Genomic DNA, 18040 nt, shown 5'->3' on the forward strand with positions numbered 1-18040 from the left:
TGTTAGTTATTGCTATTCAAAATCAGTATATAACAAATACTTCTTACGCATTTGTTTATAGTTTTTCAAGTCATCCGACCAGGAAGCGCGAATCTGTGCCTCGGATTCACCTGCAAGAATCTGCTTACGCAACTGATCAGTACCTGCGAGCTTGTCAAAAAATTCAGGCCTCGCAAAGAAAGTCGATTTATCAGGTGTCTTTTGATAAAAATCCAAGATATATTTTAGTGTGAATTTTTGCTTTTCAGGATCCAAAGCACGTAGATCTATACCATAATTCGTTGCACCTTTTCCTTCCACATGTTTGGACATACCATGACGTTCACCCGGAGTAAATGTAAAAGAGCCGTACACCGGATTTGTATACCCCAAAACCTGGAATGGCCAATCCGTCCCACGCCCTACCGAAATATCAGTTCCTTCGAAAAGGCATAATGAAAGATACAATCGTACAGAAAGCTGATTGGGTAGACTTGGTGAAGGAATTACCGGTAAATCGTACATCGTTTTGTGATCCCAGTTTTGCACCTTTACAACCTGCACATCTGCCTGGCGACCATTTTCTAACCAGTGTTCCCCATTGATCATCTGTGCCAACTCACCAATTGTCAGCCCGTGGATCATTGCTATTTTATGCCAAGAAACATCGGATTTAAACTTATCGTCATGCCTTACTGGACCGTCGACCTGATCTCCATTTGGATTTGGGCGATCTAATACAATTAATTTTTTGTTATGCTTTGCACAAAGCTCCATCACACGATGTAAGGAAGTGATATAAGTGTAAAAACGCGCTCCGACATCCTGTAGATCGAAAATCATAACATCGATGGAATTGACAATCGAATCCTGTTTCTTATTCCCACCATATAATGTAAATAGTGGTAAACCTGTTTTCTGATCAATATCATTTCCAAACTTCTCGCCACGCTCTACATTACCACGGAAGCCATGTTCAGGAGCAAAGGCAAATTTTAAGTCAACTTTATTATCCATTAAAACATCAACGAGATGTTTTTTATCGGCCCCAACAATAGAGGTCTGATTTCCCATAACCCCTACTTTTTTACCTTTTAATTGCGGTAGATACAAGGCTAACTGATCTGCTCCGGGCACAACAACCCTGTTCGTTAAATCACCAGAAATGCTGTTTCCGGCTTTTTCATTAGTCTGAGCAGACTTCAATGAACTTCCACAAGAAATACAGGTGACAACCGCAACCAAAAAGGTCAAATTTAGTAAGGTAGTTTTCATCATAAATAGACTTTTAGATCGTGCACAAATGCAGTTTTATGCATGAATAATTGAAAATCAGGATAAAAGTAAGTAGAACTTTTCGATTTTTAAACTAAAATTGTCATAAAAACGCAAAAGAAAGTAAGTATTCACTTTCTATTAGGATATGAAACGAGTAAACAATTTTTCCTTTTTTACCTAGAAAATTCACGACTAACAAAACACAAGCAAAAGACAAACAATCAATTACAAAACATAAAGCACAAAAAAAAGTAACCCATTAGTGTAACTAGAACACCTAAACGTAACAAATACATTACTTTAAAATCACCTCATACAACCACGCATAAACCAGTACTACTAAGCATTTAAATAGCTGATTACCATACTTCAGGGCCCTATCAGCAGAAAACCGCAACATTCATTTCAAAAACTACCTTTACTTTTTCGCAATTTAACGCAGCATACTTCGCAGCAAACACAATTCCCAACATAGTATGAAATTGATATAACGTATAAAGGCTTTCGGATAAACGATCCGAAAGCCTTTATTCACAAAAAAATAAAATCTATTTTAACACAAAACCAATCCCATTTGCACTTGGACCGCCTGCCACAGCAACCGGACTATTTACCACTTTCCAGCTTAAAAACCCGGACTGTCCTTCACTTTCTGCACGCTGTACCATGACGGACGCAGCCCCACCATTTGTAACAAAGGCATCCGAAGATCCGATCGACTCCATGATCTTTCCTAAATCGTTATATGTGATACCAACAGAAAAAGCATTTGTGCCGCCATCCACAACCACCGCATACAGATAGTTCCTAGCTGCATTTAGCCCCACCGCAGTATTAGCCTGAACCGTTGTTACCGTCGAAGTCACGGCAGCACCTTTATATAAAAGCCAGGTACCCCCAGAAACCAAGGAAGCTAGATCATTTAAATTATATGAGTCCATTGGAGATGATGCAGATGGCTTGTTTCCAACAAAAACAGAACCGTCCTTTTTCACACCTAAAAAAGGTCTTGTATCCGATGTAGCTGTCGTCGTTGTTGTTTTCAACTGTCGGCTTTTAAATATAAACGAACCTGTCGGCGCAGAGGAAGTCGCCACATCTCCATTGATCGCTGCTATAATTTTTCCCCCAGCGCGCCCCTCATTATATTTAGCCATATCTCCCAACGTCTGCACTGTAAATAAATAATCATCAAAAGGACTTAGGGCAGTAACACTTATATTAGTTTTAGAGAGATCCACTTCCAAGATCTGCATACTCATGGCCTGATTTAATTTATTCATATAACGAACGTGTGTACGCTTTATTCCATCAGCCAGGGTTGTCGTAGAATCTAATTTAAAAATCGCAATGATATCCGTTTTATCCATGATCTTCTTTGCAAGCGCACCTATCTCGTTGTCGGGTGGGATAACTTCCGGAACAGTAACCACAGGCTCCTTCTGCTCAAAAACAGGATAATCATCTCTCTGTTTACAAGACACCAATGAAAGCAGCAAGCAAAACGATACACTTGCACACAATCTATTTCTATATTTTTTATCCTTCATGATCATCGAATTAAGAAAAATGAAACATAAGGCTTCATGATGGTAGAAGTAAAACCATCGTAGCCCAGCGCATACACGGTATATGACCTTCGGTCTAAAATTGCCCCGGCATTTGAATAAGAAGCCAGCACCGAAGCATTCGTTATAGGCGCCCCTGCTTTACGTATCTTCCATGTCCGTGCAGTGATACGATTTAGTTCAAAATATGGACTTGTTTCCAAATATTTCACATTTTTAGCTACTAAAGAATCCTGCGTCGGCTCCGTAGTTGCCGCTGCAGCTCCGTAATACAGATCAATAGCCTCTACATTAGGCATTAAATTTGTAAAACGGTAGCGCGCCTGTGTGCTATCCGGACGGGTTAAATCTTCTTCATTTAAGATCATTTTTGTGTTTTTTGCTGTATCTGTCACATGCAACGTATAACGTTTGCCGGCTTCAAACTTCACTGTAGATTCGTATAAAATAATAGAATCCAAACCACTATCGGTTTTATAAGGCAAACCTACCTGAACATTGACGGAACCCGATTTCCATTTCAGAAAGTCCGGACGAGAATCACCGCGCGTATTATAGCCTCCACCAGGGAAAGGCTCTCTACCACGAATAAGTGGAGTAACACGTTGACCATCAAACTTTACATACATATAACGGTCATCCGGGTAAATGGACGCCATGTTAATTTTAACAATTGCATCGTCAGCACCCATAAATTCCACATCGCCAAAATTCTGTATAGCCTTATCACAAGAATAAAGACCAAAAAGAAACAAGCAGGCGCCCAATATAATTTTAAAACTTTTCATACTTTAATCTTTAAAGGATTAATTATCTTTTGTTACAAACCAGGTCGGCTTGGTGACATAATACGGATCCAAGGCCCCCCACTTATCCAATTCTTTTGCATTCCAGGCGTACTCCGAATTATAACGGGGACGAACCCGATAACAATAAGCCTGATATTGCAAGCCCGAACCGCTGAGTGGCTGATACTGCTTAAAAATACTAGTATCATAGTTATACTTACGTAGATCACACCACTGCTCCAATCCTCCCCAGCCCCATTGGACAATATACTTTTGTCCCATAATATCAGAAAGCATCAAGTCAGCTGAAGTCTGTGGAATTTCACTGCTCGTCAGGTAAGCTTTTACCTGAGCGTCTGTAATTGCGGTTTCACCATTTGTATTGATATACTTATTCACAAAAGTCATATGCGACCGAATCGCATTAAGATAAGCCTGATAAGCCTCAGACGACGCCCCCTTAATGAAAAGCGCCTCCGCCTTAATCAACTGCAATTGCGCATAAGTCATCAGCGGAAAATCAGCTTTATCCCTAAAGATGAATTTCCCTTCATACACTCCACCCACAATTTTCCCGAGAATCGAAGGGATAATTGTGGCCGAATTGGTTACGTTCGGCAGCGCACCGGAAAACACCGTATCAGCCACATTGTCCAAGTTCCTATTGATCATTTTTAAGAGACGCGGATCACTTACAACACGTGAAGGTGCCGTTACCGACCCCCTAAGTCCTCCAGACAAGTAACTCACAATAGGCTGACCGGCACGGCTATAGTACGTACTCGTATAAACCCCATACAGCGGCCCCACCACACTCGAGGTTTCCGCCTTATCTCCCGAAAACTTAACGCTTGCATCGTCATCATTCGATGCCAACGATTGATCAACGTAATAGATGACTGAATCCGCATATTTCGATTTAAAATCAGGTTTATTAACCAAATGTATATACTGAAGCGCCCGAATACCATAAACAAATTTGCGCCACTTGCCCATATCACCACGAAAAAGGTTATCTCCTTTTTCCGAGCTCAAATTAGCGCTATAATCAAGCGGACTTTTTTGATCCATATAATATAAGGCAGAATCGCACCAAACTCTAACTTGCGCATAAACGTCTTTTTGATCGTCATACGTAAAGCTAAGCTGATCGCGCAGGGCCTCTTTCATAATAACTGGACCATGATAATCCGTAAGCATTTGGTATCCCCAGGCCTTAACAGCATAACCTATTGCGGCATACTCATATTTCTCATTTTCCACCGCATCCCGGATCATGTTTGCCAGGTTTCGACCATGGTTAAAATAGACCATCCGCCACATCACGCCACCAACATCACTCTGAAGCCTAAATCCATGCCTTTCCCAAATTTTTGAAGCATCATCTGCAGAAGCCCCCATAATAGATTGATTAAACTTATTCATAATGGTCTGATCCTGCGCATAACCATTTGCCATATGAAATATAATCGGAGCCAACAAAATCTCAGCCCTAACATCCTGTGGATACGACGGATTATCATTGATATCCATAAATTTTTTACAACCTGTCATTATCAAAGTCAATAACAACAAAGCTGTGACTATTTTTGCTTTCATAATCTTATAATTGTAAGTTAACGCCAACGTTGAACCCTTTCGGTCTAGCCATATTGCCAAAGTCTATTCCATACCCCCCAATACCTCCAATACCAGTTGTATTCGAATTACTTTCTGGATCCAATCCTGTATAATTTGTAAACATAATGAGATCAGTAGCTGTAAAAAACGCTTTTAGTGAAGACCTTTCACCCAAGAACCGCGTCAGTCTTTTCGGCAACCGATAACTTAAGGTAATATCACGCAGTCTCATTGTGTAGATATTCCGTTCCACGAACATACCCGGCTCGATATTGGTAAAATAATACGCGGAGGAAGTATATGGTGTTACCGCAATATGGTTGATCGTTGGATTTTCCGAATTCTCCAATCCATCCTTCAAAACACCCCTTATCACCCGTGGATCTTCTCTATTTAGCGTTTTCGTCGACATACCGAGGGTATACATATTATAATCCAATCCGTTTAACACATCTCCACCTTTACGCCAGTCCCACAAAAATGTCAGATACCAATCTTTGTAATTGAATTTATTAACGATGCCCAATGTAAACTTAGGCAGACGGTCAGCAATCGGGTAATAGCGATCTGTACCAGCGACCGGCAAACCCGTTGCCGGATCGATCAGTACGTCACCATTTGTATTTCGCATAAACTGCGTTCCAGAGAGGGCGCCCATACTGTAACCTGGCAATACCGCAGAACGCACACCACTCAGCAACCAAGTATCCGAGTCATACAATTCCGGCAAATCTTCAGCCAGCGACAACACACGGCCTTTATATTGGGTAAAATTGAAGACCAGGTTCCAGTTGAAATTCTTCTTGACGATCGGATTGAATATTGCCTGAACCTCAGTACCCACATTTTTCACTTTACCCCCGTTCATCATTTTTAAAACAAAGCCAGAACCATAACTCAATCGGGGCAAAATAATCTGTCCATCACTCAGCCTAGAAAAATAACTAAAATCAAAAGAGACAAACTTTTTAAACAAGGAAAATTCCAAACCTGCCTCAAATTCTTTTGTCATTTCAGCAACCAACTTATCATTTCCCCCATTAAAACCATAAGCATATCCACCACCGGTTGAATATTGAGGCTCATAATTTGATTTAATAAAATAGGATCTGAGTGGTCCTTTACCCGTTTTACCTGCCGAAAATCTAATTTTTCCATCTGAGATCACATCCGAGACTGCCTTAATTGGATTTAAATCTGTAAAATTAAAGGCCAGGGACCCTGAAGGATAAGAAAAATAAGGATCATTTGGCATCAAACGCGACGTCCCGTCCAAACGGCCCGACAAAGTCAGATACAGCAAGGTTTTATACCCTAACACAGCCTGTCCGAAGAATCCAATAGAGCGGTAGTTGTTGATGACATTTTTTGCCAGACGTGTCGAAGCATAGGTATTATTGATGCTGTAGAAATTTGGATCAAAGAAATTTGTTCCGTACTGCGAATCGGTAATCGAGTTTTGATCACGAATCTCGCCCCCCAGAAATGCATTAATTGAATAATCTCCAAAAGTTTTATTGGCCGAAAAACGTGCATTACCATACAAAATCCGCATATTATTCTGATAAGAACTATACTTACCTCCTGTAGGTGAAGTGGTGGAACCCGAACCGGAATAAGATTGCGGATGATAAACACTCTCACCTTTTGTAGTGGAATAATCAATCCCGACAACACCTTCAAATCTCAGCCAGGACAATGGCTTATAAGTAAAATTTGAGGAAGCCATCGTACGGTTCGTTTTATCATTGGCAATATTCCGATACACATCCCAAAATGGATTATCAAGCTCATTGTAAATATCCTTGGTATTTAATACGCGATTACCTTTTTCATCTATCCAATTCCTGACATCATAAAGGGGATTAAAGCGCATCAAAGTCATCAAATAACCCGTAGCACCCTTTCTCGCCTTATCATTATCCGAAAAGATAAAATTAAAGGACGTATTGAGCTCAAATTTATTTGAAAATTTGGCGGTAGAGTTTAATCTTGAAGAGAAGCGTGTATAACGTGTATTTGGAACAATACCTGTGTTATCATTGTATTCGTTTGACCAGCGATAACTTAGATTTTCATTGCCGCCATTAAAGGTTAAATTATGCTTTTGATTATATCCGTGACGAAAGAAATTTTTAACATTATCCTTATGCAACAGCATGTCATCCTTATATTTCGGCCCCAATGCATAGGAAGATGTCCCATCATAATTACCATTCAGGCCTTGCATGTAGGTATACTGCCGCTCGGGGAATTTATTGACAAACTCCATTCTTCCTGAATAGCTATAATCAACTCCGAATTTACCACTCTTGGCCTTCTTTGTTGTGATAATTATCGCTCCACCAGCACCTGAACTACCATACAATGCAGTCGCTTCCGGTCCCTTCATCACTGTATACGTTTCAATATCCGAAGGATTAATATCCAGTGCCCGATTGGAATAATCCAAATCCCGGTTGGCTCCATTCATTGCCAAATCATTTTCATTGACTGTCGAATTATTAATTGGCACTCCATCGACAACAATCAATGCATTATTATCCCCGGAGATAGAGGCAAAACCCCGAAGCACAATTTGCGCCGAAGCACCAGGCATACCCGAAGTACTGTTAATGGATAAACCTGGTACACGCCCTTGCAAGCCTTGAAAAAAACCTTCCCGTTGCGTATCTGACACGTCATCCCCGTTTACTTTCGGCGTAGAATAACCCAGAGATTTTTTGGAACGCTCGATTCCCATTGCCGTTACTATCACTTCATCTAATGACGCAGTATTTTCTTTAAGAACCACATTGACGATCGACCGACCATTTACGGCAACTTCCTCCGACTGATACCCCACATATCGGAATATCAAAGAAGCACCTTCAGGAATTGTTATCTTGTAGTTACCTTGACTATTTGTTGCTGCTTGCACTCCTTTTCCACTCTCCCGCACGGTCACTCCCGCCAAACCGGATCCACTCGCATTAGTCACTTTACCGGTAATATTTTTTTGTGCCAGAGCAACACAACAAAAACACAGTAAACCCAAAAAAATAAGCAAACTCCTTTTCATAATTTTAAATTTTAATTAATAAGATTAGTTTAGTTTTAAAATAGAATGCTACGTACCTAGTACGGTAACAAAACGCAAAAAATGCATATTATTCGTTCATAAGCATGCGTTACTTTTAGGTATAAATATTGGTTTGTACTTCTTTTCAGATCTAATATAGCATAAAAATGCAAAAAACAAGACATAATTTTTATTTTTAGAGCACAAATCCAATCACATCCATCATAAAAACGAATAATAAGGCAAAAAAACAAGATATTCAGAATAGTATAAAAATAGAATAGCAGACCTTTCATTCAATATATCGAATAGAAGCGCAACCATAGTGGTTTATAACACAAGTAAGATAAAACGCAATAAAAAGCAAATAAGTGAACAATACGCACTATTTCGAATACACATAATTTCGCTTAAGGTAATTTCTAGAAATCATTGGACAGAAGAGACCTCCATACGCTGTACAGAGTCTTCATCGTTGTTTCAGGAAGAACTATGGGAAGAGTAGGAGAACAAAAAAAAGAGACTAGGGTAGTCTCTTCAATTTTAAATCGCTTAATTCGGATCTCAATTCATTCATAAATTTATCTCCCGGATCATCTTTACCCGTGATATAATTGGGATCAGTTTCTTTCCACCAACTTGTTTTCTTAAAACGCTGATATTCATGATGACCCAATACAAATTCAATGGGGTATTTTTTACTGAGATAGCGGATCAGTTCTTCATTGGCTTTTAGTTGCGCATCGGTCAATGGGTTCTGACGGCTACCTATATTCTCAATACCGATAGCGCAATAATTGAGACCTATCGTATGCCGCGCAAAAATAGAATCCGGCAGAAACTGGTAAATAGTTCCATCCCGATCAATGACAAATTGCGAAGAGACGTTCAATAGACTGGCCTTGGTCAGTTCCGGTCGTCCCGGAAGCCTGACAGGATTAAAGGTATTAAAAGTTGCTTTTACGCTGTTGTTGGCCGTCCAATGCACCACCACCATTTTAGGATGGATAACAGGTGTCGACTGCGTCAGACCATGCCGATTTTTCAGGTAATCCAACGAGAGCTGAACACGCTCCTTGTCCCAGGTAATCGGTTTTTGAATAATCTTGGGCGATTGTGCGAATCCTATAGATGTCCACAGCAACGCAAAAGCTGTCGTTAAATAATTAGTGAATTTCATACATTAAAATTACAAAAACAAAGCCGTTAAAAAACGGCTTTGTACAATACATATTATATTATTCGGCAATATCCCACCATACTGGATAAGACCAAATATCATCACTTAAAGCATTAGGATGTGATGCCATTAGGCTTTGCGCATTATAGTTGATCTCATGCGACACTTGCCTAACACGTCTAAATTGCTTACCATCGGGTATTTTAGTTTTCGCAGCTGCAGTAACCGTGTACTCATAAGGAACGCTCCAGCCAGGATAAACATTGGCACTAAAATCATAACGTCGCATATCATTCCAGTTCTGTTGCGTAAAAGACATCGCGATGAACTTTTGTGTCATAATTTTCGGCAGTGTAATATCTGCAGCAGTTCCAATACCTTTATTGATAAATTCATCAATTTTACTTTGAGCCATTGGAGATTTGCTCTGATTGACGTTGCCATAAGTAGCCAACTTAAGATTCATAAGGTCGATGTGCCCTTGTATAGCAGTTTTATAAGCGGCAAAAGCACCTGCCTTATCACCTTTTTTAAATAAAACCTCTGCCTTAATAAAATTCATTTCAACAGATGTTAAGAGATGAGTCGGTGCATCGGGGCGCGAATAAAAAGTTCCACTTGCAGCAACAACACCGTCGTCCCATTTATAAATATCGGGTGTTTTCTCCGCCTTTGCATTCGAGGTGCTCCTAAACGAAACATATACGGTATCACCCCATCGAGCAGTATTCGCTGAATTGATATACCAACTATGCGGAGCTACCGAACGATTATTACTTTCAATAGCAACATCTTTGGCATTATACGAGGCGACAATAGGACCAGATTTCATGCGGATATCAGACTGCATATCAACCCCTTTAGAACGAGCCATTTTTTTCGGAATACCATATTCCGCCCATGGAATCAACTTATCCGCTCTCGGATCCTCAACATTTTTGTTATCAAAATTGGTCAATAAATTCTCATACCATTTGGTCACCAAAATATTGGAATTCATCCCCACATTATCATAAACAATGGAAGTCTTAACTGGATCTGCAAACAAAATATCACCAAGATTATCCCCCTGTACATCAACATGATTTACAATTGTACTTTCATTGATGGATAGTGGCGCATTATTTAATGCAGCCAAAATATCATCGGGTTTGTACAAACTTGATTTTTTCGATAAGTTATTTAGCCAGCGCGCTTTTACCCCATAACACATCTTTATCCATTTCGAAACATCCCCACCGTTCCAGCTATCTCCCGCAGACAAAGCTGTAGCTGTGGCAGGTTGCTCCATCTTGAGATAAGCAATAGCTTCATCAATTTCCTTTAGGCAACCTTCAAAAATAGTTTTTCCATCATCAAATTTGGGGGTGATAACATCTCCCAATGCCTCTGTATAAGGCATTTCCCCATACCAATCTGTCATCAGCATAAAACCCATGGCACGAATTGCCTTCATCGCACCAATATAATGATAGGCATTTTCTGCTTTGGCTTTTATCTCTAAATCAGAGAAATTGGCCCCTGCTCCTACAAAAAAGAACTGATAAGGTGTCGTCGACATCCCAGCAATGGGGTTCCAACCAGCAATCATACTATTGGAAGCGGTACCATTCGTAAAACTCAACTGTTGTGTCACAAAACCCGCCCTAGCACCAGCAGTACCTTGCGCATATAAATAATAATGCTGAATCCATGCCAATCGACTATCAACCGATGCTACCGTACTAGAAGGTGTATTGGGATCCACATTGATATCCAACCAACCCTTACTACAGGAAGAAAGACTAGCCACCCCTATCAACAAGGCCAATAAATATTTTGATTTTTTCATAATGTGCTTAGAATTTTAAATTAACACCAAAAGTTACACCTGCAGTGCTTGGCACTCCATTATAATCAATACCAACAGAACTCGAACCTGTCACTCCTGATCCTGCTGCACTAGCTTCTGGATCCAATCCTTTGTAATTAGTCAAAAGCCATAAATTCGTACCTGTCAGCGTCGCTGTCAACCCTTTAATAACTTTGGAAACATTAGATTTTTTAAGCAAAGAATTTCCGAAATCATAAGAAACGGAAACAGTGCGCAATCTCAACCAATTGGTTTTTGTCATAAAATTGGCACTTTCTTTTATATAGTGTATCCCCCAATAGTCTTGAATGATCTTTTTACCACTTGTTTGCGCTCCACTCACCAGATAAGATTCATTTGCATTGAATGTAAATGTTTTATCCTCATAAACTGGAGCTGCAGCTGTCCCAGTGTTCACAACACCAGACAATGTCAATTCATCACGCTCCAATGTACGCATGCTCAATCCATTAAGTGTCATCGCATAATCTGTTCCGTTATAAATATCACCGCCAATACGATAGTCCAACAAAAATGAGAGGTTGAAATTTTTGTAGGTTAAACTATTATTTAAGCCGCCAATTAATTTCGGTTCCCGATTACCGATATTATACGTCGTCGCATTATCACTCGTTGGCATACCCGTATTGGCATCAAGGATCAACTTACCATCCGGAGTGCGCGCATATTTTGATCCAGAAATACCCATAAAACTTCCACCATTGAATGACGCAGCCTTAGCATTACCAACTTGCACATCCGTTACATAAAGAATGTCCACGCCAGAAATCAGGTTATCTACTGTCCCCTTATTCCGAGACATATTTAAGGTAACATCCCATTCAAAATTTTCTCTTTTGATAGGTTTACCCGTTAATGAGAGCTCCATGCCTTTATTGTAAATATCGCCCGCATTGACCGAGACAAAAATATAGCCCACAGACTGCCCTAAGCGTGGCGAAAGGATCTGATTATACGAATTATTGGTATAATAAGCGTAATCTACACCCAATCGACCATTTAAGAAACGTAGTTCAGCCCCAACTTCAAAAGATCCCGTAGTTTCTGGTTTAAGATTTGGATTCCCTTTTGTCCAGCTATTTCCTGTTCCAATAATTCCACCTAAAGATTCTCTTGGTGTCCACAGATAGGTATTTGTAGCATATGGCGTAGCATCCTTACCAACACGGGCCCAAGAGGCACGTAACTTACCAAAGCTCAGCCAATCTAGCCCTTTATCTTTCAACAACTCCGTAAAAACAAAACTTCCTCCCACAGAAGGATAAAAATAGGACTGATTTGCAACCGGGAGTGTGGATGTCCAGTCATTTCGACCGGTTACATTTAAGAAAAGGAAATTTTTATAGGAAGCCCGTAATTCACCATATAGGCCATATAACCTCTTCTTGGAGGTAACTTCATCAAAAAGCTTATTTGCTTTATCAATATTTCCAAAACTATAGAAGTTATTAACGACAAAATCATACCCCATCCTTCTATTTGTATTCACCTTGGTCTCTTCAGCGAAATAACCGACCATGGCCCCTAAATCAAAATCACCTATTTTCTTATTAAAGTTGGACATTAAATTGGAAGACCAATAGTTGAATTTCAAATCATTCTCAGACATCATACCATTTTGCCAAAGTTGTTTAACAGCCCCGTTTTCGGCAATTAATGTAGAGTTTTTAGTTAAATAACTATCCATCCCAACACGATAAGATACATTCCACCAATCAAAAATATTCATATTGGCATTAATACTTCCTGTGATCCTTTCTGTATTATCGGTTAATTTATTTTTATTGATCGTCCAATACGGGTTTTCAATATCATCCTGAAGCTCCTGCAAACCTTCGAACATCCGATATTTAGTTCCATCATCATTCAGATATTTCTTCATATCATCACTTCTCGACCAGCCGTAAACTGAAGAAATTGCTCCAGCTCCGCCAGAACCATACAGCCCCGCCGAAGTTAAAGTCTTATCTGTATTGGCTAAAGTATAGGCCACATTGGCTCCTACACTTAATTTTCCAAATTTTTGATCACCATTAAAGCGAAAAGCCGTTTTTCCATAACCAGTTTCCGGGATAATACCCTGTTGATCAAAACGTGATCCAGACAAATAAAAAGACCCATTCTTATTACCACCGGTCATGTTAACTGTATTATCAAAAACGGTAGCCGTCCGAAAAAAGTCCCCAACATTATCATAAACTTTTTCCCCTGAATTGAAAGCCTCTCCCCAAGATTGTGTTGTATAGTTATCTAAAGTCCCAGCACTGTTATAGTACCCACGCTTGTACTTACCTTGTTGTTCAGGCAAACGATTAGCCCAATTTGCAGAAAAACGACTCGAAAAGCCTATTTCAACGCGCCCTTCACTACCACGTTTCGTCGTAATAACAACCGCTCCAGCCGCTGCACGTGAACCATATAAGGCTGCTGCCGCCGGACCTTTTAATACGGAAACATTTTCAATATCTTCCGGATTAATATCCATGACACGGTTGCTATTGGAAGTTGACGTTGCTTGCATTCCATCAAATCCGCTATTTCCTCCAATGGGCGTTGAATTATCATAGATAATACCGTCGACAACAAACAAGGGCTGGTTATCCCGCTCAAGTGAGGTACCGCCCCGAAGGATAATCTGCGCACCTGCACCTGCTGCTCCCGAAGATTGTGTTACGTTTACCCCCGCAATCTTACCTGCCAATGAATTGACCACGTTGGCGGTCTTATTCTTCATCAACTCATCCGATTTAATATCCTGAACAGCATAACCGAGCGCTCTCTTTTCCTTCTTAATTCCCATTGCGGTCACAACAACCTCTTCAAGCGCCTCCTCACTGCCAGAAAGCGCAACATTTATCGTTGCATTTGTCCCAACCAGTTGTTGTCTTTCCTGAGACCCCACGGCTCTAAAAATCAAAATATCGCCTGGCTCCGCATTGATGGTAAAACTTCCATCAGGCTTGGTTTGTGTACTGACAGATTTACCTTTGATGCTCACGGTTACATTAGGCATTGTACCACCATCAGAGGCATTCGTCACTTTACCCGTTACAGTTTTGGTCTGTGCCCATAAACTGGTTGACAGCATCACCCCTGAACAGAATAAGAGAAATTTTTTATTCATGGTTTTTAGTTAGTTGTTAATAATTTTCCATAACGGGCGGTTCCAACCCTAGGTTTATATCAATTACCACACAATAGTATGAAAAGCTTCCTATTTTTGCAAGCTTATGCGTAATTATTTGAAAAAGAAATAACAATAAACACATTAACGCACAATATGACAGCAGAAAAGCCAAAAATCTACATGAAAACAGATACAAAAACGCACATCGCAGCAAAATAAAAACAAAAGCATCTTATAAAAGCATTTAGCAAGGCCTTTTCACCGCATTTGATAGCAAAAAAACAAACATTAGCACAACAAAATCACCAATAGCATGCATCATCCAACAGATAACAGCGTGCTTATGCAAGGAATTATTCGATTTACACCGCCATTTTAAACTAATTAATAGCTATTGTATTCGGAGATTGCTCGGTACTTCTTCGGTGCTTCTTCGGTACTCCTTCGGTGCTTCTTCGGTTGGAACCGAATAAAGTCCGACTAAATTCCGTTTAAGCTTCGTTATAATTTCGAAAAAAGGCCGAACTTAATATTGACCAATACCTATTTATTTTGTAACTTAAAGAAAAATCAATAGCAATCAACTTAATATTATGGCAGTCATTAAAAACGGTGCCAATGGCACGCTTTCGGGCAAAGCAGGATCAGTGGTGTTTGTTACCAATGGAAATACAACCTATGCAAGGGGGCTACCAAAGAAAACCAAAAAAAAAACCTTCTGCAGATCAAATCCAATCAAGGTCGCGTTTTTCCCTTATCCAGAAATTTATCTCCCCAATGCTAAGTTTATTACGGGTAGGATTTAAAAATTATAACCCCGATAAAAAGGCCTATAGTAACGCCATGTCCTATAATCTCAATCATGCGACAGAAAAAACCGCAACTGGCTATGCCATCAATTATGAAAACTTTCGCGTGAGTAAAGGGGTTCCCAATCCCGTTTCCACCTATACATTTCAGGTAGATGAAGAGACAGGAACATTTACAATCACCTGGGAATATGACGCAAATACTGCATTGCAATACGACATTAGCTCAAGTAATTGCCGTTTGCTGCTATACAATCCCGATGAGTGCGCATTCACAAATGAAAGCATGAATCCCCTGACGCATAAAACACAGACAGCCACCCTAACCCGACAGCAAACCGTCGGCAACTATCACGTCTATGTATTTTTCTACAAAACAGACGGAAGCGATGAATGCACAGACAGCAAATATCTAGGGACATTTGAATGGTAAGAAAGGGAGGAAGATCTAGGAATTCAGACTGATCTTCACATCAAAATGCTGCTTAATATAAACCTGTTGTTCGGCAGAATCCGTTTCCAGATCGTGAATAGCACGATCTCTTTCTTTGTCGACCTCCATCTTCACCACACAGCGGTAGAAACGAAATACATCTTTTTCGCTCTCCAATATTAACCTTGGCACCCGGGCAGGCTTGCCTGTTTCATCTTTTGCCACCATCGTAAAATAAGAGGAATTACAATGCTTGGTTTCACCGGTCTGAATATTCATGGCTTCGACCCGAATACCGACTTCCATAGAAGAGTTACCTACATAATTCACAGAAGCGATCAATGTCACCAATTCCCCTACCTCAATAGGCTTCAAAAAATCAACTTTGCCAACTGACGCTGTCACACAATAATGTGCAGAAAATTTGGACGCCACAGCAAATGCGATCTGATCCATCAATGATAAAATATAACCGCCGTGTATTTTACCACCAAAATTAGCATTCGAGGGCAACATCAGCTGTGACATCCGGATCACAGAGTCGCTTACCGTTTTATAGATTTCTTCCATACCTATAAATTTACCTTGGATAGATTACAATTCAAAACAAAAAAGGGATATCTAAAATTCAGATATCCCTTTTTTACATGTTGACGATACAACAGCTCGTTATTTTATCTTCTCAGCAGCATAAGGCCCTTCGTTGCTCAGGCGGTCAACAGCTTTTACCGCAACATACTGCAGTTTTTTGTTGTTCAATGTCGTTGGAATGTCCTTACTTGTAACCCCCGGATCCAAAATCTCATATTGCCATACCCCACCGTAGTTGAGATATAGTACCCATTTTGAAACCTGATCAATTTGCTGGTGCTGCCATTTCGCAAAGATATTGCCACCTTGAGGAGTCAGTAGCAAAGTCGGTTTCAACAAAGGATTTGCATTCAACCAAGGACTTGTTGGCACCAATGCTTTCACCTGATAAGGGCCATTCACCAAAGCTTGTGTCATGGCCGGGTTTTTGGTCAGTCCCGCCAAACTCCAGTGGATTACACCTTCCCGGTTATCAGGCAATAGTGTCCGTGCTGCCTCCACTTGATTAACAATTTCCTGAACATATTCCGGACCACGTCTGCCAACCGTATTGATGCCCGGCCAAAGGTGGCGTCCCAATGTATTTTCACTTTCCCACCATTTTAACAAAGCCGTATAACTCTGTTTAGCTGGCTGTATAGGCCAATACAACTGCGGAGCAAAATAGTCTATCCAGCCTTTGTTCAACCATAATTTAGCATCTGCATAAAGCATATCATACTGGCTAGACCCCTGAATTCCTGACGGATAACCGGGTTTCCAGATACCAAAGGGACTGATACCGAATTTCACAAAATTCTTCTCTTTCTTAATATCCTTATAAATACGTTCGATAAAGGTATTTACACTATTTCTACGGAAGTCTCCGCGCGATAGATCCCCACCATTACGTTTGTATTCATTGTAACTATCCGAATCCGGAAAATCCTGACCACCATTATATTCTGCGTAAGGATAGAAATAATCGTCGAAATGCACACCATCGATATCATAACGCTTGACAATATCCATAACCACGCGCGCTGCGTGATCCTGTGTAGATTTTTTGGATGGATCAAACCAATAATAGCCCTGTTTCAATTTGACAACCGACTCGGGCATTTTGCGCGCCATGGAAGCTGAATTAACGGCACCGCCAGCGGTATGGTGGGCACGATAAGGGTTCAACCAAACATGAAGTTCAATCCCTCTTTTATGCGCCTGCTCAACCCAAAAATCAAGCGGATCGTAATAAGGAGAAGGTGCTTGCCCCTCTGTACCGGTCAAAAAGTACGACCAAGGCTCAAGATCACTTTTATAAAATGCATCGGCTGATGGGCGTACTTGAAAAACAACAGCATTAAAATTATTATTTTTCAAAAAATCCAATATGCCGATCGCTTCCTCTTGCTGTTCAGCTGTACTCAGGTTATTTTTGCTCGGCCAATTGATATTTGCAACAGAGGCCACCCAAGCTGCGCGAAACTCGCGCGGTAACACAGGAAGATCGACAACGATTTCCTTCTTCTTTTCTGCAACTGGCTGTTCTTTTGTTTCAATTGTATTTTTTACCCGTTCGCGCTTAGGTACCGAAGGCGGGTCTTTTTTTACAATTTCGACATTTGTAGTTGTGGTATTGGCAGGCTCCTGTTTCTTATTTTTCTTGGATGAACAAGAAGATAAAACAAAAAGTGCTGCCGCTAAAAATAATAGAGAACGTTTCATCAATCTATAGAATAGTGTTTTTTCAAAAA

The 18040-nt window shown here is 40.3% G+C and carries 12 protein-coding genes; 2 read left to right on the top strand and 10 right to left on the bottom strand.

Annotation, left to right across the window (positions count from 1 at the left end; genetic code table 11):
- Positions 1-12 precede the first annotated feature (12 nt).
- The 8 genes from GVK91_RS05950 to GVK91_RS05985 all read right to left on the bottom strand — a co-directional run bounded on the left by GVK91_RS05950 (position 13) and on the right by GVK91_RS05985 (position 14471).
- Positions 13-1257 (bottom strand): exo-beta-N-acetylmuramidase NamZ domain-containing protein, encoded by a 1245-nt coding sequence (locus tag GVK91_RS05950; protein ID WP_200845540.1) that lies wholly within the window; start codon positions 1255-1257, stop codon positions 13-15.
- 548 nt (positions 1258-1805) lie between these two features.
- Entirely contained in the window at positions 1806-2807 is a 1002-nt protein-coding gene (locus GVK91_RS05955) for a phosphodiester glycosidase family protein (RefSeq protein ID WP_159727462.1), read from the bottom strand.
- A gap of 2 nt (positions 2808-2809) precedes the next feature.
- Positions 2810-3613, bottom strand: coding sequence for a DUF4397 domain-containing protein (locus tag GVK91_RS05960; RefSeq protein WP_153844377.1), 804 nt, complete (start codon positions 3611-3613; stop codon positions 2810-2812).
- An 18-nt stretch (positions 3614-3631) separates the two neighbouring features.
- Positions 3632-5212: a SusD/RagB family nutrient-binding outer membrane lipoprotein gene (locus GVK91_RS05965; RefSeq protein ID WP_153844378.1), complete on the bottom strand. Its 1581-nt coding sequence runs from the start codon at positions 5210-5212 to the stop codon at positions 3632-3634.
- A 4-nt stretch (positions 5213-5216) separates the two neighbouring features.
- Entirely contained in the window at positions 5217-8294 is a 3078-nt protein-coding gene (locus tag GVK91_RS05970; protein ID WP_153844379.1) for a SusC/RagA family TonB-linked outer membrane protein, read from the bottom strand.
- A gap of 523 nt (positions 8295-8817) precedes the next feature.
- Entirely contained in the window at positions 8818-9474 is a 657-nt protein-coding gene (locus GVK91_RS05975; protein WP_159727464.1) for an N-acetylmuramoyl-L-alanine amidase, read from the bottom strand.
- 58 nt (positions 9475-9532) lie between these two features.
- The gene (locus GVK91_RS05980) at positions 9533-11305 is read right to left on the bottom strand and encodes a SusD/RagB family nutrient-binding outer membrane lipoprotein (protein WP_153844381.1); all 1773 of its coding nucleotides are present in this window, start codon (positions 11303-11305) and stop codon (positions 9533-9535) included.
- Positions 11306-11312: 7 nt separating this feature from the next.
- Entirely contained in the window at positions 11313-14471 is a 3159-nt protein-coding gene (locus GVK91_RS05985) for a SusC/RagA family TonB-linked outer membrane protein (protein ID WP_159727466.1), read from the bottom strand.
- A 596-nt stretch (positions 14472-15067) separates the two neighbouring features.
- Here GVK91_RS05985 and GVK91_RS05990 point away from each other — a divergent pair.
- Both GVK91_RS05990 and GVK91_RS05995 read left to right on the top strand, forming a co-directional pair.
- Complete coding sequence (locus tag GVK91_RS05990) at positions 15068-15280, top strand: hypothetical protein (protein ID WP_159727468.1); 213 nt, start codon at positions 15068-15070, stop codon at positions 15278-15280.
- Complete coding sequence (locus GVK91_RS05995) at positions 15252-15716, top strand: DUF6266 family protein (protein WP_159727470.1); 465 nt, start codon at positions 15252-15254, stop codon at positions 15714-15716. The genes GVK91_RS05990 and GVK91_RS05995 overlap by 29 nt, the downstream gene beginning before the upstream one ends.
- 15 nt (positions 15717-15731) lie before the next feature.
- Here GVK91_RS05995 and GVK91_RS06000 read toward each other — a convergent pair whose 3' ends face one another.
- Both GVK91_RS06000 and GVK91_RS06005 read right to left on the bottom strand, forming a co-directional pair.
- Positions 15732-16286 (bottom strand): acyl-CoA thioesterase, encoded by a 555-nt coding sequence (locus tag GVK91_RS06000; protein WP_153844384.1) that lies wholly within the window; start codon positions 16284-16286, stop codon positions 15732-15734.
- Positions 16287-16385: 99 nt separating this feature from the next.
- Positions 16386-18011: a glycoside hydrolase family 10 protein gene (locus GVK91_RS06005; protein ID WP_153844385.1), complete on the bottom strand. Its 1626-nt coding sequence runs from the start codon at positions 18009-18011 to the stop codon at positions 16386-16388.
- Positions 18012-18040: the final 29 nt, after the last annotated feature.

The organism is Sphingobacterium sp. 18053, assembly GCF_902706145.1.
In the GTDB taxonomy this organism is placed as follows: Bacteria; Bacteroidota; Bacteroidia; order Sphingobacteriales; family Sphingobacteriaceae; genus Sphingobacterium; species Sphingobacterium paramultivorum.